The 21604-nt window shown below is 53.6% G+C and carries 22 protein-coding genes; 5 read left to right on the top strand and 17 right to left on the bottom strand.

The window, feature by feature from the left end; genetic code table 11:
• Position 1: 1 nt before the first annotated feature.
• The 4 genes from BB497_11925 to BB497_11940 all read right to left on the bottom strand — a co-directional run bounded on the left by BB497_11925 (position 2) and on the right by BB497_11940 (position 3018).
• On the bottom strand, positions 2 to 211 hold the full coding sequence (locus tag BB497_11925; protein ID AVI63353.1) for a hypothetical protein: 210 nt from the start codon (positions 209 to 211) through the stop codon (positions 2 to 4).
• Entirely contained in the window at positions 208 to 2271 is a 2064-nt protein-coding gene (locus BB497_11930) for a DNA polymerase III subunit epsilon (GenBank protein ID AVI63354.1), read from the bottom strand. Before BB497_11930 ends, BB497_11925 begins: the two co-directional genes overlap by 4 nt.
• Positions 2268 to 2642, bottom strand: coding sequence for a two-component system response regulator (locus BB497_11935; protein ID AVI63355.1), 375 nt, complete (start codon positions 2640 to 2642; stop codon positions 2268 to 2270). Before BB497_11935 ends, BB497_11930 begins: the two co-directional genes overlap by 4 nt.
• Before the next feature lie 112 nt (positions 2643 to 2754).
• Entirely contained in the window at positions 2755 to 3018 is a 264-nt protein-coding gene (locus BB497_11940; protein AVI63356.1) for a hypothetical protein, read from the bottom strand.
• Positions 3019 to 3266: 248 nt separating this feature from the next.
• Between BB497_11940 and BB497_11945 the strand changes: the two genes are divergently transcribed.
• From BB497_11945 to BB497_11960, 4 genes are read left to right on the top strand one after another with little or no spacing between them, the layout of a single operon-like run.
• Positions 3267 to 4943 (top strand): carbon starvation protein CstA, encoded by a 1677-nt coding sequence (locus BB497_11945; GenBank protein AVI63357.1) that lies wholly within the window; start codon positions 3267 to 3269, stop codon positions 4941 to 4943.
• Between the two features lie 44 nt (positions 4944 to 4987).
• Positions 4988 to 5290, top strand: a complete 303-nt coding sequence (locus tag BB497_11950; GenBank protein ID AVI63358.1) for a DNA helicase — start codon at positions 4988 to 4990, stop codon at positions 5288 to 5290.
• Positions 5291 to 5342: 52 nt separating this feature from the next.
• Positions 5343 to 6350: an arsenic-transporting ATPase gene (locus BB497_11955; GenBank protein ID AVI63359.1), complete on the top strand. Its 1008-nt coding sequence runs from the start codon at positions 5343 to 5345 to the stop codon at positions 6348 to 6350.
• Positions 6350 to 7414: a glycosyl transferase family 1 gene (locus BB497_11960; protein AVI63360.1), complete on the top strand. Its 1065-nt coding sequence runs from the start codon at positions 6350 to 6352 to the stop codon at positions 7412 to 7414. Before BB497_11955 ends, BB497_11960 begins: the two co-directional genes overlap by 1 nt.
• A gap of 18 nt (positions 7415 to 7432) precedes the next feature.
• On the opposite strand, the gene BB497_11965 is transcribed toward BB497_11960, so the two are convergent.
• From BB497_11965 to BB497_12025, 13 genes are all read right to left on the bottom strand, one after another.
• Positions 7433 to 8503: a hypothetical protein gene (locus tag BB497_11965; GenBank protein ID AVI63361.1), complete on the bottom strand. Its 1071-nt coding sequence runs from the start codon at positions 8501 to 8503 to the stop codon at positions 7433 to 7435.
• Positions 8504 to 8531: 28 nt separating this feature from the next.
• Positions 8532 to 9170, bottom strand: a complete 639-nt coding sequence (locus BB497_11970; GenBank protein ID AVI63362.1) for an endonuclease III — start codon at positions 9168 to 9170, stop codon at positions 8532 to 8534.
• 30 nt (positions 9171 to 9200) lie between these two features.
• Positions 9201 to 9902: an electron transport complex subunit RsxE gene (locus BB497_11975; GenBank protein AVI63363.1), complete on the bottom strand. Its 702-nt coding sequence runs from the start codon at positions 9900 to 9902 to the stop codon at positions 9201 to 9203.
• The gene (locus tag BB497_11980) at positions 9899 to 10534 is read right to left on the bottom strand and encodes an electron transporter RnfG (protein AVI63364.1); all 636 of its coding nucleotides are present in this window, start codon (positions 10532 to 10534) and stop codon (positions 9899 to 9901) included. The genes BB497_11975 and BB497_11980 overlap by 4 nt, the downstream gene beginning before the upstream one ends.
• Entirely contained in the window at positions 10531 to 11580 is a 1050-nt protein-coding gene (locus BB497_11985; protein AVI63365.1) for an electron transport complex subunit RsxD, read from the bottom strand. The genes BB497_11980 and BB497_11985 overlap by 4 nt, the downstream gene beginning before the upstream one ends.
• Complete coding sequence (locus BB497_11990) at positions 11577 to 13238, bottom strand: electron transporter RnfC (protein AVI63366.1); 1662 nt, start codon at positions 13236 to 13238, stop codon at positions 11577 to 11579. The genes BB497_11985 and BB497_11990 overlap by 4 nt, the downstream gene beginning before the upstream one ends.
• On the bottom strand, positions 13225 to 13827 hold the full coding sequence (locus BB497_11995) for an electron transport complex subunit RsxB (GenBank protein ID AVI63367.1): 603 nt from the start codon (positions 13825 to 13827) through the stop codon (positions 13225 to 13227). The genes BB497_11990 and BB497_11995 overlap by 14 nt, the downstream gene beginning before the upstream one ends.
• Positions 13828 to 13830: 3 nt before the next feature.
• Positions 13831 to 14412: an electron transport complex subunit RsxA gene (locus BB497_12000; GenBank protein ID AVI63368.1), complete on the bottom strand. Its 582-nt coding sequence runs from the start codon at positions 14410 to 14412 to the stop codon at positions 13831 to 13833.
• Positions 14409 to 16007 (bottom strand): response regulator, encoded by a 1599-nt coding sequence (locus BB497_12005; protein ID AVI63369.1) that lies wholly within the window; start codon positions 16005 to 16007, stop codon positions 14409 to 14411. Before BB497_12005 ends, BB497_12000 begins: the two co-directional genes overlap by 4 nt.
• 89 nt (positions 16008 to 16096) lie before the next feature.
• Positions 16097 to 18133 (bottom strand): methionine--tRNA ligase, encoded by a 2037-nt coding sequence (gene metG / locus BB497_12010; protein ID AVI63370.1) that lies wholly within the window; start codon positions 18131 to 18133, stop codon positions 16097 to 16099.
• Positions 18134 to 18271: 138 nt separating this feature from the next.
• Positions 18272 to 18553 (bottom strand): hypothetical protein, encoded by a 282-nt coding sequence (locus BB497_12015; GenBank protein AVI63371.1) that lies wholly within the window; start codon positions 18551 to 18553, stop codon positions 18272 to 18274.
• 127 nt (positions 18554 to 18680) lie between these two features.
• On the bottom strand, positions 18681 to 19862 hold the full coding sequence (locus BB497_12020; GenBank protein AVI63372.1) for a glycerol acyltransferase: 1182 nt from the start codon (positions 19860 to 19862) through the stop codon (positions 18681 to 18683).
• Between the two features lie 59 nt (positions 19863 to 19921).
• Positions 19922 to 20860, bottom strand: a complete 939-nt coding sequence (locus BB497_12025; protein AVI63373.1) for a recombination-associated protein RdgC — start codon at positions 20858 to 20860, stop codon at positions 19922 to 19924.
• Between the two features lie 180 nt (positions 20861 to 21040).
• Here BB497_12025 and BB497_12030 point away from each other — a divergent pair, with 180 nt between their 5' ends.
• Entirely contained in the window at positions 21041 to 21478 is a 438-nt protein-coding gene (locus tag BB497_12030) for a thioesterase (protein ID AVI63374.1), read from the top strand.
• Positions 21479 to 21604: the final 126 nt, after the last annotated feature.

The raw sequence follows: 21604 nt of genomic DNA on the forward strand, positions 1-21604 counted from the left end.
GTTAGCGTCCCGCGCGATGTTCCATTAGCCAAGCGGTTAAACCGATGACCACCGCCCAGGCGATAAACAGATAAAGCGGTAGCCAGCCCACGTTAAACGAGGGCAAGCGGTCCACTATGATGATGAGTGGTGGGCAGAACAGCAGCAGGGTAACGGCAACTAAAGCCATTAAACGCTCTACTTTACGCGAGTGGGCACCGGTAGGTTTCATGAGGCACTAGCATCCTGTCGGTCAAACGCATTGGCTTGCAGCGTTAGCAGCTGCTCCAGCGTATCAATGCCGCGGGCTTCCAAGCGTGGTAGCAGCGCTAGCCATAGCTCGGCGGTGACCCTGGCATCACCTAATGCAGTGTGGCGGGTACCGGGTGGGAAAGCTAGGTCGTAACGCTTGGCAAGGCTATCCAGGTCGTGCCCGTCTAGCGCTTCGTCTAGCGCCCGAGAGATGAGTAAAGTGTCGATCACCGGGTTATCAAACGCGACTCCTTTATGGCTAATGGCTAAAAGGTCAAAGGCAGCGTTATGGGCCAGTAGCACAGCCTCCCCGATGTAGTCGCGAAAATGGGTAAGTACAATATCCAGCGGCGGCGCGCCGGCGACATCGGCATCTGTGAGGCCGTGAATAGCGGTACTCGCTGGAGGAATAGGCCGTTTGGGATCCACCTTTTGGTCAAACACATCGCTGGCTAGCAGACGTGCGTTGACCACTCGGCAGGCCCCAAGGCTGATTACCGTATCGCCACGGCGTAGTTCAAGCCCGGTAGTTTCAGTATCAAAGGCAACCACGTCTAAGCTGCGAAGCGAGCGGTTGGCCAATGCTTCATCGGGAGGGGGCAGATCAGCGATACCAAAGTCGTGAAACTCAGGTCGCGGTGGGGCAGGCTCTCGTGGGGCACCTACCCGCTCAATGGCGGGGAGAGGCATCCGCAGCCGAGCATGTAAGCCATCATCATCGGCTAGGCTCCAGATATCGCTCGCGTGTTGGCGCAGTACATCGGCCACTTTGGGTGTTAGCGGTAGGCTGGCGATAGGTTGATGTTGCCATGCGGCGAGTTCATGTTCGGGTAACGCTTTGCCTTGCCAAATAAGGTCTAGATAGACCCGCTTATTGCCCAAGCATATTTCACCCTCAAAGCCGCTGTCGGGGAGGTGAGCACTTAGCTGCTTTACCAGTGAATCAAACAGGGCGATGAGTGCCGGGGCATCCCCTTTAAACCAGGCGGGCATGCCTACTGGCGTGATTAGTCGATGCTCTGGGTCTAAGCGTTCATCTAAGGCTTGCCAGAAGTCGTTCGACCACATCGGGGTTAATCGCTCGCCCTGATGCTGTAAATCATCCAGCAGTTGGCCAATTTTGGCCACGTTGTCACCTAGCGTAGTGCCCTCTTCGTGAATAACCCGCTCGAAGCGCTGGCGCAGCAGTGACGTATCTGTATCGTTTTGATGGCGTAGTTGAGTCAGGGCATCAGCGGCACTGGTGAGGCTGGCGGTGTGCTGGCGTAGCGGCGTTAGCATGCTGGCTAGCTCTGCGCGTACGCCCATTTCGCTGGACCACGACGCCGTGGCATCGCTAAAGGTCAGCAGAGTTTCACCGTCGCTACCGGGTACGCGTCGCAGAATTACTTTTAGCCAGCGATTATCACAGGGGGTGAGCAATTCTCTAGGCGAGCCATCGCTGGGCAACTGGCTAAGTGCATTCTGTAGGCTGCCTACGGGCAGCAGGGCTTCCAGCCGTTTGCCTAAGCCTAGTCCTGTGTTGCCTTCAAAAAAGTCTTCGGCTGCTTGGTTAAATAGCATCAGTCGACGATGGTGGTCACACAGTAGCAGCGGCGTTTCAAGAACCTGTAGAAGAGTTTCAAGTTCCTGGCGAATGCGCGCCGCGCTTCTTGCACCTTCAGCATGGGCAGTGGCAAGGCGGCTGCGGTCAATACGCCAACTTTCACGCACGCGGCGTAGGTCGGGGGCTAGCGCTTTAAGCCAACCTTCTGGCGGGTGCTCATCCCGGGCGTCGGGGTTGGCGACTAAGCGGGCCAGCTGCACTTGAAGGTGACGAAGTGGGGTAAATAGCATGCGTTCCAGGAGTAAACCCACCAGAAAAATCGTGGCGCCGCCGGAAAAGCTGCCCAGCCACAACGCCAGCCGTGTTAAGCCCGTCGGTGCAAGTTGAGCATCTAGCCAAGCGGCAAAAATAGCGCCGCCAAGCAGGCTAATGCCGCTGAGAATAAGCCATAAGCCAATCAGGCGTTGGCGTTTAGGCAGCCCGCCTTTTGTCATGGCTGCTCCTCAGTTAACAGGGCTTTAACTTTTTCAACTAAAGATTGAGTTGAGAAGGGTTTGGTAATGTAGTCGTCGGCGCCCAGGGCCATGCCCTTTTCGCGTTCTACATCACGCCCGTGGGCGGTAAGCATAATAATCGGCAATTGGGCAGTGGCTTCTTGACCACGCAGACGCTCCAGTACATCAAAGCCGCTCATGCCCGGCAGGCTAATGTCTAGTAGCAAGAGATCAGGTGAGGCGCTGTTTACCTGCTCCAACGCCTGTTCACCATCTTCGGCGGTGACGACTTCAAAACCTGCTTGCTCCATTAGAAACTCTAACGACAGCAAAATGTTGGGTTCGTCATCGACCACAAGCACTTTGGCCATGTATCTCTCCCTGATCATATTGTAGTGGGTTATCCAAGGAGTTTAGGTAGGCTCAGCGGCGGGGCCAAGACGACCTTCGACGTGTGCGCCCCAAAATGGGGCTAATCATGCTTTATCCAGCTTGACGCTTAGGGCCAAATGGACCAAGCCAAAGCCATACTTGAGAAACAACCAGCAGCGGTAAAAGCCATAGCGGTGCTCCTGTTGTTTTAACGAGTAGCTGAAAAATAATAAAACCAGTAACACCCCCTATAATACCGATATAAGCAAGCCCTGATGGGCGTGAAGTGGTGCCGCGTTTAGTAAAGCGAAACAGGTAGCCTGTGGCCGCCCCAAGGAGCAATGCGCACAATAACAACAGAAGTAGGGTCGGCATGTGATTCTCATGGGCTAGGTATTTTATCGTTTAGATTAGCCTTTATGAGCTGCTGGCGGCTCTACAACTTTGTATTTACAAAACGTTGTATTTACACAACTTTGTATTTGTACAACTTTGGGATTAATTAAAAGAAGAGATGGGCTTCTTCATAGACTTACACGTTTGATGATACCACTATAGTCAGGTGGCAATGAGCTAACGAATATTGTCAACAATAACGAGAAACTACCAAAGGAGCTGCGCCCATGAGTGCTATTGTCCTGCTGGTGGTAGGCCTTGCGGCAATGGCCTTAGGGTATTTTGTATACTCTAAGTTCATTGCAGAAAAGATCTACCAGTTAGATCCTGACTTTAAAACCCCTGCCCATGAGTTTGAAGATGGCGTTGATTACGTACCCACCAATCGGTTTGTGCTGTGGGGCCACCACTTTACATCGGTAGCCGGTGCGGCGCCTATTGTTGGGCCTGCTATTGCGGTTATCTGGGGCTGGGCACCCGCTTTTTTATGGGTGGTACTGGGTACCATTTTCTTTGCTGGGATACATGATTTTGGTGCCATTTGGGCCAGTGTTCGCAATAAAGCCAAGTCGGTGGGTGCGCTAACCGGCGACGTTGTAGGTAAGCGGGCACGAAGCATCTTTATGATCGTGATTTTCCTAGTACTGCTGATGGTCAACGCTGTGTTTGCCGTGGTCATCGCTGGATTAATGATGAACTTCTCTAGCGCAGTGGTGCCGGTGTGGGGAGCTATTATTGTTGCCCTGATTATTGGCCAATTGATTTATCGCCGCATTCTTAGCCTACCGGTGGTTTCCATTATTGGTGTGGCGGCGCTTTATCTATTAATCGGCATTGGGCCCTCGGTTCCTGTTCAGATGCCTGCAGAAGTTGCCGGCATGTCAGGTAATGCGGTGTGGATTCTGATTCTATTTGGCTACGCGGCTATTGCGTCGCTGCTGCCCGTGTGGATGCTTCTTCAGCCGCGAGATTACATCAATGGTCTGCAGCTGTTTATTGGCTTGATTATCCTTTACGGTGCGTTGGTACTGTTGAACCCAACGCTAGTAGCTCCCGCCTTTAACAGCGATGTTCCGGCAGGTACGCCATCGTTGATTCCCTTGCTATTCGTGACCATTGCCTGCGGCGCTATCTCTGGGTTCCATGGATTGGTTTCCTCGGGAACAACGTCTAAACAGCTTAATAGAGAGACCGATGCTCGCTTTGTCGGCTACTTCGGGGCGGTTGGTGAAGGCATGTTAGCGCTGGCGGCTATTCTTGCAGCCACGGCAGGTTTCGCCACATTAGGTGATTGGCAGGCGATGTACAGTGCCTTCGGCCAGGGCGGTGTAAATGCCTTTGTTGAAGGGGGTGCCTTTATCATTCATAACGGTATTGGCCTGCCTGAAGCAACGGCGGCGACGCTGTTAACCGTCATGGCTGCGCTGTTCGCAGGTACTACCATGGATACTGGCCTGCGCTTGCAGCGCTATATTTTCCAAGAGTGGGGCGATATTTATAATCAGCAGTGGATGAAAAAACCTGCCATTGCCACCGGTCTAGCAGTAGGTAGCTGTTTACTGCTAGCGTTTGGTGCTGGTGGCGCCGACGGCTCTGGCGGCCTGATCATTTGGCCTCTGTTTGGTACCACTAACCAGCTATTGGCGGGACTAACGCTGTTGGTTATCACCGTGATGCTGGTGCGTATGAGACGCCCAATGTGGTACACGCTGGCGCCGCTCTGCTTCCTGCTGGTAATGACCATTCTGGCACTGCTTATCCAGCTGCGTACCTTCTGGAATCAGGGCAATATGTTCCTACTGGTGCTGGATGTCGTGGTATTGATTGCAGCCATTATGGTGGCAATGGAGTGTGCGTCTGCACTGAAACGCTCGCGTGCGGACATGGCGGCGCAGAGTGACTAACCAAGTCGTAAATTGAGCTAATCAGTTAACAGAGAGGTAACGTTATGCACGATGACCCATCATCTGGGTCGTCGTCGCGTCGCGATAAATTACGGGCTTGGCTAGACCAAGCCCGTTTTTTTACCGAAGAGGTTTATAGCGCTCGCTATCGGGGTGCTATTGCTCGGGCACGGCGTGACGAAGATGACCTATTCATGCTGCTGGTATTCTCTGAAATGATGGGGCTTGAAAACCCCGCTGGCTACTACACCCTTGAGCTACAGCCGCTGCTGCTGGAACGCTTCCACGACTGGCACAAACGGATGGGGATGGAGCACTCGCCCTTGGATCATTTCCGCTGTTGTTGAGAGCGACCAGCTAAGCAACCAGTATACTGAGCTACCTATTTTGGGGATTACTATGCAAGCAGTACTGAACCGTCGCCTGCTCTGGGTAGGTGGCAAAGGCGGCGTGGGTAAAACCACCGTCGCCGCTTCCTTAGCAGTGCTTGCTGCTAGACGTGGAAAACGGGTACTAGTGGTATCCACCGATCCAGCGCATAGCCTGGGCGATGTGTTTGATCGCGCACTGTCGGATATACCGCGCCGTTTATTGCCCAATTTGGATGCCATGGAGATCGATCCTGACATCGAAGTAGAGGCGCATCTGGCCCGTGTGGTTAAACAAATGCGCCGTTATGCTGCGCCCGAAATGATGCAGGAGCTAGAGCGCCAAATGCGCCTTACCCGACAGTCGCCAGGCACCCAGGAGGCTGCTTTGCTTGAGCGGTTAGCGCGGCTGATGGTGGATGATAGTGCGCCTTATGACCTAATTATTTTCGATACCGCCCCCACTGGGCATACCCTTCGCCTGTTAACGCTGCCGGAGGCGATGGCAGCCTGGACAGACGGGCTGTTGGCGCATAACCGCAAGTCGGCAGAGCTGGGTAAGGTGCTTGAGCATTTAACGCCCAAGCGGGGCCGCGATGTTGCAACACCCTTTGACGACCCAACGGTAGACCCGTTAGACGATCTGGACGAGCGCACCCGGGATGTCGCCAAAACGCTAATTGATCGGCGGCGCCTATTCCATCAAGCCAGAAGGCGTATTGAAGATTCTAAGGCGTGTAGCTTTTTATTTGTGATGACACCTGAGCGGCTGCCGATTTTAGAAACTGATCGTGCCGTGAAAGCCCTTGAAGAGGTGCACATACCGGTTGCTGGCGTACTGATCAATCGCCTGATACCTATAGAAGCAGACGGTGACTTCCTTCAGGCGCGCCGGGAGCAGGAAGCCACCTACCTTACGCGTATTGATGAACTATTTGAGCGTTTACCACGCCCGACGTTGCCTTGGTTGCCTACCGATGTGCAAGGAATTGAAGTGTTAGAGATGTTGGCGCAAAAGCTTGAGCAACAGGGATTTTAATGCGGGTACTTTTATTATCGGCCTACGAGGCGGTGAGTCACCGCTATTGGGCACAAAGTTTAATGACTGCGCTTGATGAGTTTTCTTGGACGTTACTAACCCTGCCTCCCCGTCACTTTTCGTGGCGGATTCGCGGCAATCCGCTGAGCTGGTGGCTGAAGGAGCATGAAACCCTGAGCCAGTCCTATGATGTCGTGCTGGCAACCTCGATGGTGGACTTTGCTACGCTCGTAGGGTTGTTTCCCCAGTTAGGGCAGGCTAGAAAAATTGTGTATTTTCACGAAAACCAGTTTGCCTACCCAGTGTCCAGTGAGCAGATGCCTCAGGTAGAGGCCAAAATGGTCAACCTCTATGCGGCGCTGGCAGCGGATACGATAGTCTTTAACACAGCCTATAATCGGGATTCATTTTTTGATGGTGCGCGCCAGTTTCTAAAAAAGATGCCGGAGAATCTGCCTGCTGCCAAGCCATTGGAGCAGATGCGTCAGCGGTCAAAGGTGCTGCCGGTACCCATAGCCTCGGTAGATAATGCCCCCCAAGTGAATGCGAACCCGCGGCGTGTCATGTGGAATCATCGCTGGGAGTACGATAAAAATCCTGAGGATTTTTTTGGCGTTCTGTTCACGCTAAGCGAGCAGCAGGTGCCGTTTGAGCTAGCGGTGCTTGGTCAACGCTTCCGAGATGTGCCGCCCATTTTTGCAGAGGCTGAACAGCGCCTTGCCAAGCAAACGATTTGTTGGGGGCCGCAGCCAGAGCCAGAATACCGTGCACTCCTTAATGGCGGCGGCATCGTGGTCTCAACCACTTGGCATGAGTTCCAAGGATTGGCGATTATGGAAGCCGCCCAGCGAGGAGCGCTGCCCCTGGTGCCAAATAGGCTCTGCTTTCCCGCGCTTTACCCCGAAAAGTACCGCTATGACGGGACGACCGAAGGGCTCTATCACCGGCTATACGCTTGGCTAATGGAACCCGATAGCCAGCCGCCGTTGCTGGATACTTACCCGTGGCAATGGCCGCAGTGGCGGGGGGCTTATCGCAACCTCCTTATAGGTGAAAGCGAATAGCCAAAAGTGCTTAGTCGATTAATCCAGAGAGGCTAGTCGGCGGGTTGGCCAGTGTACCACCGCTGTATGGCGGCGCATTTTTTGGGCAAGTTTTGGGTGTTCCCGCTGTATCACACGTTCTGCGAAGTCTGACAGAAAGCGGGACTTCATTTCTGCTCGTGCGCGATCTACACCGCTGTGCTGGTAAGGGGTTGAGGCGAGCAGCATGAAACCGTCGTCGGGAATTCGTCCGGCGCGCATGTTAGCCTCAATGATCGCGGCGGCGATACCTATCGGTTCGGCTAGATCAGGCCCATAGGGGCCGATAATCAGTGCGGTGTTCGGTAGGTGAAGAAAGTCAAAGCCACGGCCTACACAAATCACCCATTCACGGTGCTCAATATCTAAATCTCGCTCTACGCCCTGTAGCTCGCTAACGTGGGCCACGTTGCCTGCTAGTAGGGGCAGTAAGTCTCGCTGTATCTCCCAGGGCATATCGGGACAGAGACTGGCAAGTTGAGTACTTAAGGCCTCTGGCGCTAGGCCGATCAAGTCACGACTGTCCAATACCTCGCCATGCTGGCCGTGGAGGATCAAAGCGTCGCTGTCGGTTTCAAACCCGCATACCAGTGGGTACACCTGCTGGTGATCATCACCAAATAACTGCCCGGCCTGCTTGGCTATGGCATAGGCATGTGCTTTGGCTGCTTCAGTGTCACAGTCAAATCCGGCGCAGCCACGTTCTTGATGCCCGCTGGAAAAGTGATAGGTAATCAACATCAATGTGGCATGCCCGGCTTTAGCAGCATCGAGTACTGAGTCGGTTAATAGCTCCCCTAAATACGGCCAGCCTAAATCAAAAATACCGCCTAAGTTTCTGAACGGGGTAATAATGCCCAGCGGTGTGCGGGTTGCATGGGGAATATGAATGCGTCCATCCATACACTTCATAACCACAATAGACGTGGGGTGCTGTGCCATATAGCGCTGCCGCGACAGCCAGGCGCCAGGGCTGCAGTAGTGCTCGGCATGCTGTTTGGAAAGGTTTAACAGCGCATCAATACGCTCAGCGATAGGCTGGTTATGGAGCAGTGTGGCAGGCGTGGGCATCAGCATCCTCATGTTGTTAGCCTGGTGTTTAACCAAGCTCGGTTTTTTCTTTATAGTCGCACAGATCTTCGATAATGCAGCTACCACAGCGCGGCTTACGCGCAATGCAGGTATAGCGGCCGTGGAGAATCAGCCAGTGATGGGCATCCTGTTTAAATGCCTTGGGTATGTGCCTTAGCAGTTTCTGCTCAACCTCTACGACATCTTTACCCTTGGCAATGCCCGTACGGTTGGATACTCGAAAAATATGCGTATCCACGGCAATGGTGGGCTGCCCAAAAGCCGTATTAAGAATCACGTTCGCCGTTTTTCGCCCAACGCCGGGTAAGGCCTCCAGTTCTTTGCGTGTTTTCGGTACCTCGCTACCGTGCTGATTAACCAGCAAGTGGCAGGTTTTCATCAGATTTTCGGCTTTGGTGTTAAAAAGCCCAATGGTTTTAATGTGGCGCTTTAGCTCATCAATGCCAAGGTCAATGATGGCTTGCGGGGTGTTGGCCACTGGGTAAAGTTTAGCGGTAGCTTTGTTCACCCCAACGTCTGTAGCCTGTGCGGAGAGCAGCACGGCGGCCAGCAGTTCAAAAGGCGTGCTCCAGTTTAGCTCGGTCGTGGGGTGTGGGTTTTCCGCCTGTAGGCGTGCAAAAATTTCATGACGCTTTTGGGCATTCATGGAGTCTTCTCTTGGTTATTAAAGGCTACTTTATTTGATTGTGCCGGTCACCCTTACCCGACGATCGCTACGTGGCGTAACCGTGGCTGGGCGTGCTCGCGTGGCGCTACGTTGATCGAGCGCATTTTTTAGCGCTATCAATAGGCCCGCAACAAAAAAAGCACCTGGCGGCAGGATGAAAAACAAAAACTGATAATTATCCACCAAGGTTAGCTGCCAATTAGTGGCAGCAGGGCCAAACAGTAACGCCATGCCGCTGAATAGCGTTCCTTGGCCAAGCAGTTCACGTATCGCCCCGAGCACGATCAGTACCGCGCCAAAGCCTAGCCCCATCATAAAGCCATCGACGAAGGCAGGCAGCACTGGCTGGCGCGAGGCGAAGGCGTCTGCGCGACCTAATATGGCGCAGTTGGTAACAATCAGCGGAATGAAAATCCCCAGCACTTGGTAAAGCGGGTACGCATAGGCGGCCATCAATAGCTCTGCACAGGTAACGAAAGCGGCAATAATCATAACAAACGCCGGTAGCCGTACCGCACTGGGTACCTGATGGCGGAGGAGTGAAATTGTCGTGCTAGCGCCGACCATCACCAGCAGCGTCGCAATGGCTAACCCGAGGGCATTGACCACGCTGCCGCTAACAGCCAGCAACGGGCAAAGCCCCAGCAGCTGAACCAGTGCAGGGTTATTAGACCACAGCCCTTCACGGGTGAGTTGGCGCCATTGGCTCATGGCGTTGGCTCCTCAAAGGTGATGGGGAGATTGGACTCTGTTGTATATAAAAGCGCCTGATGTACCGCATTAATCACGGCGCGGGGGGTAATGGTTGCACCGGTAAAAGCATCAAACTGTCCGCCATCTTTGTGTACCGCCCAGCTTCCCGGCGGCAGGCTGGTTAAGCTCAGCCCGTCAAAGTGAGTTATCCAGTCGCTGCGCTGGCGCTCGATATCATCGCCGAGCCCTGGCGTCTCCTGGTGCTGGGTAACCCGTACACCGGTTATTTTGCGCTGTTGGTCAATGCCGACTAGCAGCCTGATTTCACCGTTATAGCCTTGGCGCGTCACCACCGGCAGAATAAGTGCGCTTCCATCGCCGCTATGAATTTGCCAGCCTTGCGTCTCACTGCGATGCCCAAGCTGCGAAGGGTTGGGTAGCTCAAATACGCCATTTAAAACATCTTGAATAGGCGTGTCAGCCAGCGCAGGGGGCAGTACTTGCTGCAGCTGGCGGTGTTGATGGGCGAGCTGGTGGGTGGCAATTCTCTCGGCGGTTAGCGCGCGGGTAAGTGCGACACTGCCCGCGGTGACTAGTGCAAAGGCCCCTAGGGCAAAGGCGCCGCGTAGCATCGCTTGGCGAGGCGTCATAGTGGCTCCTTGGGCGCTGAGTGAGTTGCTGTATTGGCATGGCCGCTTGGACGCGGCACGGTGTAGATATCTAATAGCGGTACACAGAGATTCATTAGTAGTACCGCAAACGCCACTGCGTCGGGGTAGCCGCCGAAGGTGCGAATAATCATCACGAGGGCACCAATGCCCGCTCCATAAATCAGTTTGCCACGTTGGCTGGTGGCCGCTGAGACCGGGTCAGTGGCGATAAAAAACGCCCCAAATAGCGTGGCGCCCGTTAATAGGTGAAACAGCGGCGAGGCAAAGTGGCTTGGGTCGCTGGCATAAAACAGCGTCGCTAGCAGCATCATGCTACCCAGCATGGCGATGGGGATATGCCAGCTGATAATACGCTTGGCAATTAGCACTAGCCCGCCGATTAACCAAGCAAACGCCACGTTGCGCCAAGCGCTAAGCGTGCCTTCGGGAAGCGGCTGGCTGGCCCAGAACTCGCTGGCAAGCACCGCCTCACCTTTGTGCTTGAAGGCGTCAAGCGGCGTGGCTCCGCTCAACGCATCAAGCGTTGCTGGTGGCAGGGAGCCAATAATTTGCGCCCATAGCGTTTGGTTGAATAGCGACTCGGCCGTGAGTGCTTGGGGCGGCGACCACAGCGTCATGTAAGTAGGCAACGACACTAGTAGTAAGGCATAGCCCACCATGGCCGGATTGAATGGGTTGTGGCCCAAACCGCCATACAGCTGCTTAGCGACCACAACTGCGGCCATTACGCCCACCGCGATGAGCCACCAGGGGCTAGCGGGCGGTAGAGAAGCGCCTAACAGTACGCCGGTAAGCAGCGCACTGGAATCCCGCAGCGCTGGCCTTACTGGGCGCTGGCGTAGGGCTACTATCAGTGCTTCAGCACCAAGGGCAAATAACCCGGCTAGTAGCACGTTACTGATCACGCCCAGTCCGAAGTAGAACGTCATGGCCGCTATGCCCGGCAGGGTTGCCACGATGACCCACCGCATAAGGTGGGCGGTTGATGGGGCAGCGCCTACCTGGGCGGCGTGCATCATGCTCATGGGGTGTCCTTTTGGATGGCGTTCTCGCGCGCGCTGGCGAGGCGCGCTTCCGCCGCCTTGAGGTTTTCTTGGGCGGTTGCAAGCTGGGTTTCTAAATCATCAAAGCGCTGCTTAGGATCTTGTTCGGCGGCCCTGGCTAGCACTTTTTCAGCTTTTTTAACCGCAGCTTTGGCAGCGGTTTGGGCAATTCGCAGGCTACGTAGATCTACCTCTGGCGTGGCGTGATCACCTGCAGTGCTCGTCGAAGGCTTTTGCGTTTGAGCCAGCCTTGCCTGGCGGCGGGCCTGTTTTTCAGCATCTTCCCGGGCTAGGCGTGCTTGACGGAATTCAAAGCGATGCTTGGCGTGGTCGGACTTGGCTGTTTCTATCTGTTTCATGCGGATGCGCTGCTTTGCTAAACGATAATCCTTAACCAACGGAATAAAACTTGGGCACACAAAGCTGCAGGCGCCGCACTCAATACAGTCAAACAGGTTAAGTGTTTCCAGCGTGCTATCGTTTTCGGCCCGGGCATACCAGTGCAACTGCTGGGGGAGTAGTTGGGCGGGGCACACACTTTCGCAGGCACTGCAGCGAATGCAGGGCGACTCAATAGGCGCTGGTGGTAGCTCTGCCAGGGTAGCGGCAATCAGGCAGTTGGTGGTTTTCGTCACCGGCGTGTCTAACGTGGCAAGGGGGGTGCCCATCATAGGACCGCCAACAATAACCTGATGGAGTTGCCCGGGCATTAAACCAACGCCGTCGAGCAAACTGGCCACCGATGTACCTAGCCGTACCCAGTAATTCCCTGGGGTACTAACCGCTTCGCCGGTCAGGGTAACAATACGCTCAACCAATGGTTTGCCGTCGCGCACGGCGTGAAGTGCTGCCAGCAGGGTGCCAGGATTATGGCATAGCGTGCCCACATCGGCAGGTAAACCACCGCTGGGCACGTCACGATTAAGCACTTTTTTGATTAACTGGCGTTCACCTCCGCTGGGGTAGCGGGTCTCGATGACCTTCAGCACGATGGCTGCCGGATGCTGTGCCTGGGGGAGCGCGTGCTCTAAGGCACTAATGGCCTCGGGTTTGTTATCTTCAATCCCGATAACGATGGTTTGCACACCACAGAGTCTGGCAATTAGCTGGGCGCCTTCCAGTACATCCGCGGGGTAGCTGCGCAGGGTAAGGTCGTCAGCGGTGATATAGGGTTCGCACTCGGCGGCGTTAACCACCAGTGTGTCTATCGCGTGATGCTCTGCGACCTGGGCTTTAATGTAAGTGGGAAAGCCCGCCCCCCCTAGGCCGGTTAGCCCGCTGCTATCTAGCCTCTCGAGTAGTGTGGCCGGTGAGGCTGCCCGCCAATCAAGCGGTGGTAGCCTTTGCCAGTTGTCTAACCCATCCGACTCAATGGTAATCGCGGTGTTGCTAATCTGGGTGACGGTGCCGCTTACGCTGGCGTGAAGAGGGGCGGAAATCATACCATCGCGCTGGGCGATCAAGCTGCCCACCTTCACGCTGTCTCCCATCGCAACGCAGGGCGTCGCAGCGTTCCCTGCATGCTGTTTTAAAGGCAGCGTTACCTGGGCCGGCAGCGCTGCAACCTGCAACTTAGATTGATTCGAGCGGGCTTTACGCTCGGGCGGGTAAATGCCGCCTGGAAACTCAAAGGCGGGCATGCTCACTCCTGGCGTGGGGGCGGTCACTGGCAATGATTCCAGAAGCGCTTACTAACGGCTGCCACTGGGTGAGCGGTTTACTTCTGGGCAGCATATCAATGCAATCCACGGGGCAGGGGGCTACACATAAGTCGCAGCCGGTGCACTCATCTTCAATCACGGTATGCATCTGCTTGGCGGCCCCAATAATGGCATCAACCGGGCATGCCTGAATGCACTTAGTACAGCCAATGCACTCCGCTTCGCGTATAAACGCGACGGTATCGTCGGTGGCAGCGTCACCATCTAAAGGCGCTGGCTCTCGGCCCAATAGGTCAGCCAATGCGTGAATAGTGGCGTCGCCGCCGGGTGGGCACTTGTTGAGGGCATCGCCTTGGTTAATGGCTTCAGCGTAGGGGCGGCAGCCAGGGTAGCCGCACTGGCCGCATTGGGTTTGCGGAAGCAGCGCATTAATTTGCTCAACCAGCGGGTTCGCTTCGCTTTTAAAACGTTCGCTGGCCATGCCCAGCAGTGCTCCAAAGATAATACCTAGCCCTGTCAGCACGCCTATGGCGCTGACAATGCCCCACCATGAAAATGTATCGCCCATGGGTTACCCCTGCACCAAGCCAGAAAAACCAAGAAACGCTAGCGACATAAGGCTTGCGGTAATCATCGCGATGGCTGCCCCCTTAAAGGGCATGGGTACATCGGCGCTGGCCAAGCGCTCGCGCATCGCGGCAAACAGTACCAGGATCAGCGAGAACCCTAGCGCTGCGCCTAGGCCATAGAGTGTCGTGTGGAAAAAGCTCAGCTCGCGGTTAAGTGATAGTAGCGCTACCCCGAGTACGGCACAGTTGGTGGTAATTAGCGGCAGAAAAATCCCCAACACCTGATGCAACAGGGGGCTAAGCTGGCGCACCATTATTTCGGTGAACTGTACGACGGCAGCAATCACTACAATAAAGCTAATGGTACGCAGATAGGTAATATCAAAGGGCACCAGTAAACCGTGATACACCACGTAGCTGGCCGCGGAGGCAAGCGTAAGTACAAAGGTTGTGGCCAGAGACATGCCCATGGCTGATTCCAGCTTATTGGAAACGCCCATGAAAGGGCACAGCCCTAAAAACTGTACCAGTACGAAATTATTGACCAGCGCGGTGCTGACCAAAATGATAAAGAGTTCACTCATGGCGGGGTATTGTGCGTAGAAATAGTCTCTTTGACTAGCGGTGGTGCATAAAGTCGCACCTGATGTCGGCCCGCTTTTTTCGCCTCATAAAGGGCTTGGTCGGCGGTGCTCATAAGTGCCGTAGGTGTAAAGTGCTCATTGATCTCCAGCGCACTGATACCAATACTAAAGGTAAGGTGAGGGGCAACCGGTGAAAAGTTATGCGGGTAATTAAGCGCATCAATTTCCGCATTAATAGCGTTGGCTAACCGGTGCGCCTGGTCGGCGGGCATCTCTGCGAGAACAGAGAACTCTTCGCCGCCGGTTCGGGCAATCAAAACGTCATTATTCTCGGCAAACGCTTGAAGTGTTGCGCCCACGGTGGCAAGGCAGTGGTCGCCCTTGGGATGGCCGTAATGGTCGTTAAATAATTTAAAATGGTCAATATCGAGCATCATCACCGCAACCGGGGTGTGATGGGCTATTGCTTGCTCTACAGCGCGCTGTAACTCTTGATCAAAAAGGCGACGGTTAGGTAATCCCGTTAAAGGGTCGTGGGTGGAGAGAATACTTAATTTTTCATTGAGCTGCCGTTGGCGGGTGAACTGTTGCTCAAACGTACGTGCAAGTAGGCCTATTTCGTCATTGCGATTGGTAAGCTTATCGTGATTTATTTCTTGTGTTCCTACTTGCTGAGTGAATTGGGTTAATAACCTCAGTGGTTTAAGAACGATTTTCTCAAGCAGTAAAAGTACTATGACAATGACAGCTATCATCAAGCCTGCTGTCCATAGCAGTACGTAACGAAAGGTGGCTAAACTGGTTAAATAGCTAGTTCGGTCAAGCTCTACTCCAACAGCTAAGGAGGCGGGAGCAGTTGAGCCTGAAATGGGGAGGTAGCGTTCGGCAACTACAGTGTTACCTGAGAAGCTAAAAGTGTCATTTAGAGGCGCTGCCTGGTTACTGACGCTAAGATTGATTGATAACCCAGTATAATCCTCCAAAAATCTCAGCCATTCATTATTTAGCGTACGTGTCTTAAACAGCCATCCTGGCGATATGCCACTTTTATCGGTAAGCAAAATGGGGCTAGAGGCTACGGCGGCGAGAGGATTATCAGGATATATATTAGTTTGATCAGTTCTGTTTTCTTTGATGGCAGCTTGCATGCTGTTAACCCACGGAGCCATCCAGCTACAGATATCTGCGGGAGTATGGCATGTTTGATAGCTGCCTGTTGCCGGGTTTATTCCTGCAAGAAAATGAACATCGCCATTGCGAGTGAAAAACGCCATTAGCTGATAGCGCATATTCTCAAACATTTCTTGGCTAAAGTTGACGTCTGCGTAGCGCGGGTAATTGCCCTGGACAAACTGATAGGTATCATCCCAATGAGCCCAGTCTCGCACTTGGGCGTGTAGCTGCTGTTGATCCAGTTGAAAGCTACGCTCAACGCGATCAAGCTCCCTTTTTATCGTTGCACGCTCTTCTTCCTGCAGGGCTGGAAATATAAGCCATATGCTAATTGCTGCTAGCGCAGTGATTGCGCCGATCAATAATCCGCTAAGTGCAGCAAAGAAACGAAAACGCAATGAGCGCGGAGTACGCGGATTCATGAAGCAAACTCACTAAGGTTGATATATTAGTACGACAGCATAAAAAAGGGCTAAGATTATGAACTTAGCCCTTCTGTCTGGGTATCTAATTACGTTACACGTTGACCAGGCTCTGCGCCAGAGTCGGGAGAGAGCAGATAAATACCCTCGTTGTTAGCAGAAGCCAGTACCATGCCTTCTGAAACGCCAAAGCGCATTTTACGCGGCGCCAAGTTAGCCACCATCACCGTTAAGCGGCCCTCTAGCGCTTCTGGCGAGTAAGCTGATCGAATGCCTGAAAAGACATTGCGGGTTTCGCCGCCCAAATCCAGGGTTAGCTGCAAGAGTTTATCTGCACCTTCAACGTATTGCGCTTTAGCGATACGAGCAATGCGTAGGTCTACTTTCGCAAAGTCCTCAAAGCTGATTTCTGCAGCAATAGGGTCTTCTGCCAAGGGCCCTTTGGGGGTGTTCTTCAGCTTCTGCTCTTCCACTAAATCCTCCTTAGAGGCCTCAATCATGGCGTCGATTTTGTCACGCTCAACCCGCGTCATTAGGGGCTTGAACTTATTGATCGGATGATTAATCAACACATCACCACGGCTTTCCCAATCCAGGGAGTCAAGCTTGAGGAACTCGCGGGCTTGTTCAGCCATTACAGGTACTACCGGAGCGAGGTAGACCATTAACTGGCGGAACAGGTTGATGCCCACGGAGCAGATCTCTAGCACCTCGCTATCGCGGCCATCCTGTTTTGCCAGTGCCCAGGGTTCTTTTTCAGCAATATAGGTATTGGCCTCATCTGCCAATTCCATGATTTTGCGCATGGCTCGGCTAAATTCTCGGGCTTCGAAATCGCCCGCAATGTCTTCGCCGGCGGCAATAAAGCGCGCCACCATCTGGGGCTCGGCACAGTGTTCTGCTAGGGTACCGTTCCCAATTTTTTTCACAAAGCCTGCGCAGCGGCTGGCGATGTTAACGACCTTACCAACGAGATCAGAATTCACCCGTGCGGCGAAATCTTCCAGATTGAGGTCTAAATCGTCGACTTTGGAGGTTAGCTTCGCTGCAAAATAGTAGCGCAAGTATTCTGGGTTAAGGTGCTCGGCATAAGTAGCGGCTTTAATAAAAGTGCCGCGTGACTTGGACATCTTGGCGCCATCGACGGTTAAAAAGCCGTGGCAATTAACCGCCGTAGGGGTGCGCAGGTCGGCGCCATGGAGCATGGCGGGCCAGAACAGGGCATGGAAGTAGACAATGTCTTTACCAATAAAGTGATAGATCTCGGCGCTGGAGTCTTTTTGCCAGAAACTATCGAAATCAATTCCTTCGCGGTCGCAAAGGTTTTTAAAGCTAGCCAGGTAACCAATAGGGGCATCAAGCCACACGTAGAAGTATTTGCCTGGCGCGTCGGGGATTTCAAAGCCGAAATAAGGTGCATCTCGGGAGATATCCCACTCGTTAAACCCGGATTCGAACCACTCCATAAGCTTATTGCGAATTTGTGATTGAACGTGACCGTCGTTAATCCACGCCTGAAGAAACTCAGCAAAGTCAGGTAGCTTAAAAAAGTAGTGGGTAGAGCTGCGTACCTCTGGAGTCGCCCCTGAGATAGCTGAAACCGGGTTAATCAAGTCGGCGGGCGTGTAGGTTGCACCACACTTTTCGCAGTTATCTCCGTACTGGTCGTCGGCGCCGCACTTTGGGCAGGTGCCTTTAATAAAGCGGTCCGCTAGGAACAAGCCTTTTTGAGGGTCAAACATCTGCTCAATATCGCGAGTGGCAATATGGCCTTTATCGCGCAGGCGTGTGTAAATCAGTTCACTAAAATAACGGTTTTCGTTGGAATGGGTGGAGTGGTAGTTATCAAACCCAACACCAAAGCGGGAAAAGTCTTCTTGGTGATCTTGGGAGACGCGGGCGATCAATGCCTCTGGCGTGATGCCTTCCTGCTCAGCGCGCAGCATAATGGCGGTGCCATGGGCATCATCGGCGCAAACGTAGTAGCACTGCTGGCCACGACTTTTTTGAAAACGCACCCAAATATCCGTCTGGATGTACTCAAGCAGGTGACCGAGGTGAATCGCTCCATTCGCATAGGGGAGCGCGCTGGTCACCAGAATGTTGCGCGGGGCAGTGTTGGACATGGTGAATGATGCTTCCGGTTAGGCCATAACAAATAAAGACGGCGAAGGATAAATGCGCTTCGCCGGTAACGTAACTTCGTGCGTTAGAACTGTTGATCGTTAATAGCTGTTGCTAAAAACTAACAAGGTTTCTTAACGCTAATACAGCGCTTGCTCTTCTTGCACCACTTCGCGCAGCACGTTCAAAAACAGCTTGTCGGCGTCTGAGTGCTCTGCGGGGTCTTCAGGAATGTGTACGCTGGTGGTGTCGGATATCTCGTTAGCAATGCGAGCCATCGCTGAAGCGCTATTGCCTTCTGCCAGCTCCTTGCGAGCAATGGTCAGCGACTGTTCAAGAATTTTTGGGTCTTGTAGCAGTTTGCGTATAAAGCCATGCAGCTCGTTGATGATGCGTGTTTTTTGAATTTCTGATGCGGACATTAGGACTCTCCTTAAGACCGCGCTTGGTGAAACTGCCAAGCGGAACAATTATTGCCTTGACCATAGCACTTTTTCGGCGGCCGAGCATGTTCTGCTCGGCGCCAGCGTGGGAAAAATTCAACAGCGTTTAAAGGGTTAAACGGCCCGCTTTATGTTTAACAGGGTTGGCGTACTGTTCGAGCCAGTAGGGGCGTAGCGCTTCAGGTACACTGGCTAAACGCTCCTTAAAACGTTCTCTGTCCTGCCGTGAAATGGCTTTGCGGGCGACCAGTTCTGGCGCCTCACCCAGTGCTTCTAAGGCAAGGTAATGGCTTGGGAATAAGCGGTAGCCGCCAATCACCTGGCGGTCGATTTCTGCCGCCACTTCCCCAGGCGTGGCCATATCGGCGCTGACTGGACTGCCAAATTTGAGTTGGACACGCCCCTTGGAGCCGGTAATTCCCGCCACAATTGAGCGAATATCTTCAAATTCACTTTTAGCGTAGCTGCCCTGGGTGGCCACGTCATGTAGCTCTTGGGCTTTTTGCAGGTCGCAAGGGTCGTACTCATAGCTTATGGAGACCGGGACCAGCTTTAATTCCGCAATGGCTTCGCCAAATTCCATATCACGCTCGGCGTGGCGTCTGGCCATAATGAGCATTTTGATAATAGCGGCGTCGGTATGATCTATGCCGTTTTTGGCACGCCCTTCACGCTGAGCCATCCATATGGAGTGCTGGTCGACCGTAATGGAGTGGCGTATGTAGGCAGAAAGCTGCTGATAGGCCGCCAGCATGGCGCGCTTGCCACGGGCACTGCGCGGCACAATAAAGCTCTTATTTAGACGCATAAGGTCCGTGACATAAGGCTTTTTCAGCAGGTTGTCACCAATCGCGATACGCACGGTATCGCGATTGGCCTGATAGAGCGCGTAATTGACAAATGCAGGGTCCAGCGAAATATCACGGTGGTTGCCGATAAATAAATAGGCGCTGTGATCGTCGAGTTTATCAAGCCCAGCGACGTCAAACGCATCCGTGGTGGTGCGAATCATGCGCTCCATATAATGGGCAATACGCATTTGGAAGCCGCGCACGGTGGTAACGCCTTTCACCTCGCGGCGCACGGCATAGCTTGCCAGGCCGCGTGCGAGAGGAGGTGCCCATTTGGCTAGGCGCGGCAGCCGGAATTGCGTTAGCGCATCGAGTAGCTCGCTGTCGTGGGAGAGGCGCGCAAGAACGTCTTTCACCTCATGATCCATGTAGGGCCGAATGTCGGCCCAAGGGTCATTGGCGGGGTCAGCATTGGGTGCGTTATTGTGTTGAGTCATGCGATCCGTTGGGTGTTAAGCAGAAGTAAGTCGATGTTCAGCGCCAGCAAAAGTAGCCATTAGGCTTCTTGCTGCGCGGCAGGTTCCCGCTGTGTTTCACCTCCGAGCCACTCCAATAAACGGGTGACGTCGTCGGATAGCGCCTGTGCCATTAAAATAAAGTCGGTTTCCAGGCGTGCCAGGGCGTCGTCGCCATCATCGGCATGGTCAGCCTCCTCGATTAGCGCGTCGCCAAAACGCAGCGATTTAAGTGCTAAATCGTCGTGGAGTACAAAGCTTAAGCGACCCTCCAGGCTAATAGCGAGTTTACTTGCTTGGCGACCACTTTCGAGCAGTTGTTGAATCTCGTCGCTGTCTAAGTCTACTTGCCTTGCCCGCAAAACGCCGTCATCGCCTTTGGCTTTCAGCTCCACTTGATCGCCCAGCTTAAGATCCGATGGGCGGCTGGCAGGGTCGCCAAGCCATGTGGTCATGGCACGGATGGGCAGCGTTTGGGAGGAGATTGGCGTGGCCTTTAAACTGCCAAGGGTTTCACGGAGTAGGTCTAAGATATCTTCTGCGCGGGTACGTGAGCTGGCATTAATACCGATCAGGTGGCGGCGGGTATCCCACCACACGTCGACTTTCTGGCTGCGTACAAAAGCACGCGGCAGTAATGCTTCTGTAACTTGCTCTTTTAACGCGGTTTTTTCTTTGCGCGTGACTTTGCGACCTTCGCTGGCCTCAATATCCGCGACTTTTTCGTCGACTTCTTCTTTAACCACTGAAGCCGGCAGTAAACGCTCCTGACGCAGCGCTGAGATCAGCCGATGCCCCTGGATTTCATGCAGTAATTGTCCTCCGCTTAAGCGGCCTGCGGGCGCTGTCCAGCCAAGGCGCCGTGCATCGGCATTTCCAAGAGGCTTGGCTGCATGGGTATCGAGTGCGCTTGCTAATGCTGAACTGTCTAGCTCAGGGGCGCCATGAAGGCGATATAAATGCAGGTGCTTAAACCACATGTCACCAATCCTATTAAAAAGGTGGCACATTATGTCGAAAGCAGACCTTTCCTGCTAGCACCTCGGGGGAATGTCGTGTTGTTGCGTACGTTTTAAACTTGTGTTTGATTGATGATTGTTTTTACCAACTCGCTCAACCACACACAGTTATTGAAAAACAGTTATCGAAAAGGAGGCTCTATGTCAGGGGCAATTACACAGGTAGGTATGCGGGTCCGCGGCTATCACTTAGACGGCTATGGCCACGTAAATAACGCGCGCTACCTTGAGTTCATGGAAGAGGGGCGCTGGGCCTTTTTTGATGAGCACCCGCGACTGATCAAGCAACTTCACCAATCAGGATATGCATTTGTGGTGGTTAATTTAAATATTGATTACCGCGCGGCGGCGGTGCAGAACGATGATCTTCATGTTTTGACGGGTATTGTCGAGGTAGGTGAGCGCAGTGCGCTTTGCCACCACCACATCCTACGTAAAGATGGCGCGCTTGTCGCTCAAGCGGATCTCACCTTTGTGCTACTTGATATGAAAGCCAACAAAGCCGCGGCCATTAAAGGTGACGTGCGTGACGTGCTTGAAGGTCTCGTAGTGACAAAAGAAGCGTTTACAGCACAATAATCGAAGGCGATGCCCCTGACTGCCCTTGGTGCTTATGCAGTGGTATGATGGCAGAGTATCTGCGCGCCGCCCTGTTGTACTGCTTTTTTTGGCACTACCGGGGGCGGCATTTTTAAGCGCTTTCAA

It is taken from the genome of Halomonas sp. GFAJ-1, from assembly GCA_002966495.1.
In the GTDB taxonomy this organism is placed as follows: Bacteria; Pseudomonadota; Gammaproteobacteria; order Pseudomonadales; family Halomonadaceae; genus Vreelandella.

What these genes read in the sequence shown, in the direction of transcription:
- BB497_11925 (AVI63353.1), bottom strand. Translation starts at nt 211, where the DNA reads ATGAAACCTACCGGTGCCCACTCGCGTAAAGTAGAGCGTTTAATGGCT.
- BB497_11930 (AVI63354.1), bottom strand. Translation starts at nt 2,271, where the DNA reads ATGACAAAAGGCGGGCTGCCTAAACGCCAACGCCTGATTGGCTTATGG.
- BB497_11935 (AVI63355.1), bottom strand. Translation starts at nt 2,642, where the DNA reads ATGGCCAAAGTGCTTGTGGTCGATGACGAACCCAACATTTTGCTGTCG.
- BB497_11940 (AVI63356.1), bottom strand. Translation starts at nt 3,018, where the DNA reads ATGCCGACCCTACTTCTGTTGTTATTGTGCGCATTGCTCCTTGGGGCG.
- BB497_11945 (AVI63357.1), top strand. Translation starts at nt 3,267, where the DNA reads ATGAGTGCTATTGTCCTGCTGGTGGTAGGCCTTGCGGCAATGGCCTTA.
- BB497_11950 (AVI63358.1), top strand. Translation starts at nt 4,988, where the DNA reads ATGCACGATGACCCATCATCTGGGTCGTCGTCGCGTCGCGATAAATTA.
- BB497_11955 (AVI63359.1), top strand. Translation starts at nt 5,343, where the DNA reads ATGCAAGCAGTACTGAACCGTCGCCTGCTCTGGGTAGGTGGCAAAGGC.
- BB497_11960 (AVI63360.1), top strand. Translation starts at nt 6,350, where the DNA reads ATGCGGGTACTTTTATTATCGGCCTACGAGGCGGTGAGTCACCGCTAT.
- BB497_11965 (AVI63361.1), bottom strand. Translation starts at nt 8,503, where the DNA reads ATGCCCACGCCTGCCACACTGCTCCATAACCAGCCTATCGCTGAGCGT.
- BB497_11970 (AVI63362.1), bottom strand. Translation starts at nt 9,170, where the DNA reads ATGAATGCCCAAAAGCGTCATGAAATTTTTGCACGCCTACAGGCGGAA.
- BB497_11975 (AVI63363.1), bottom strand. Translation starts at nt 9,902, where the DNA reads ATGAGCCAATGGCGCCAACTCACCCGTGAAGGGCTGTGGTCTAATAAC.
- BB497_11980 (AVI63364.1), bottom strand. Translation starts at nt 10,534, where the DNA reads ATGACGCCTCGCCAAGCGATGCTACGCGGCGCCTTTGCCCTAGGGGCC.
- BB497_11985 (AVI63365.1), bottom strand. Translation starts at nt 11,580, where the DNA reads ATGAGCATGATGCACGCCGCCCAGGTAGGCGCTGCCCCATCAACCGCC.
- BB497_11990 (AVI63366.1), bottom strand. Translation starts at nt 13,238, where the DNA reads ATGCCCGCCTTTGAGTTTCCAGGCGGCATTTACCCGCCCGAGCGTAAA.
- BB497_11995 (AVI63367.1), bottom strand. Translation starts at nt 13,827, where the DNA reads ATGGGCGATACATTTTCATGGTGGGGCATTGTCAGCGCCATAGGCGTG.
- BB497_12000 (AVI63368.1), bottom strand. Translation starts at nt 14,412, where the DNA reads ATGAGTGAACTCTTTATCATTTTGGTCAGCACCGCGCTGGTCAATAAT.
- BB497_12005 (AVI63369.1), bottom strand. Translation starts at nt 16,007, where the DNA reads ATGAATCCGCGTACTCCGCGCTCATTGCGTTTTCGTTTCTTTGCTGCA.
- metG (AVI63370.1), bottom strand. Translation starts at nt 18,133, where the DNA reads ATGTCCAACACTGCCCCGCGCAACATTCTGGTGACCAGCGCGCTCCCC.
- BB497_12015 (AVI63371.1), bottom strand. Translation starts at nt 18,553, where the DNA reads ATGTCCGCATCAGAAATTCAAAAAACACGCATCATCAACGAGCTGCAT.
- BB497_12020 (AVI63372.1), bottom strand. Translation starts at nt 19,862, where the DNA reads ATGACTCAACACAATAACGCACCCAATGCTGACCCCGCCAATGACCCT.
- BB497_12025 (AVI63373.1), bottom strand. Translation starts at nt 20,860, where the DNA reads ATGTGGTTTAAGCACCTGCATTTATATCGCCTTCATGGCGCCCCTGAG.
- BB497_12030 (AVI63374.1), top strand. Translation starts at nt 21,041, where the DNA reads ATGTCAGGGGCAATTACACAGGTAGGTATGCGGGTCCGCGGCTATCAC.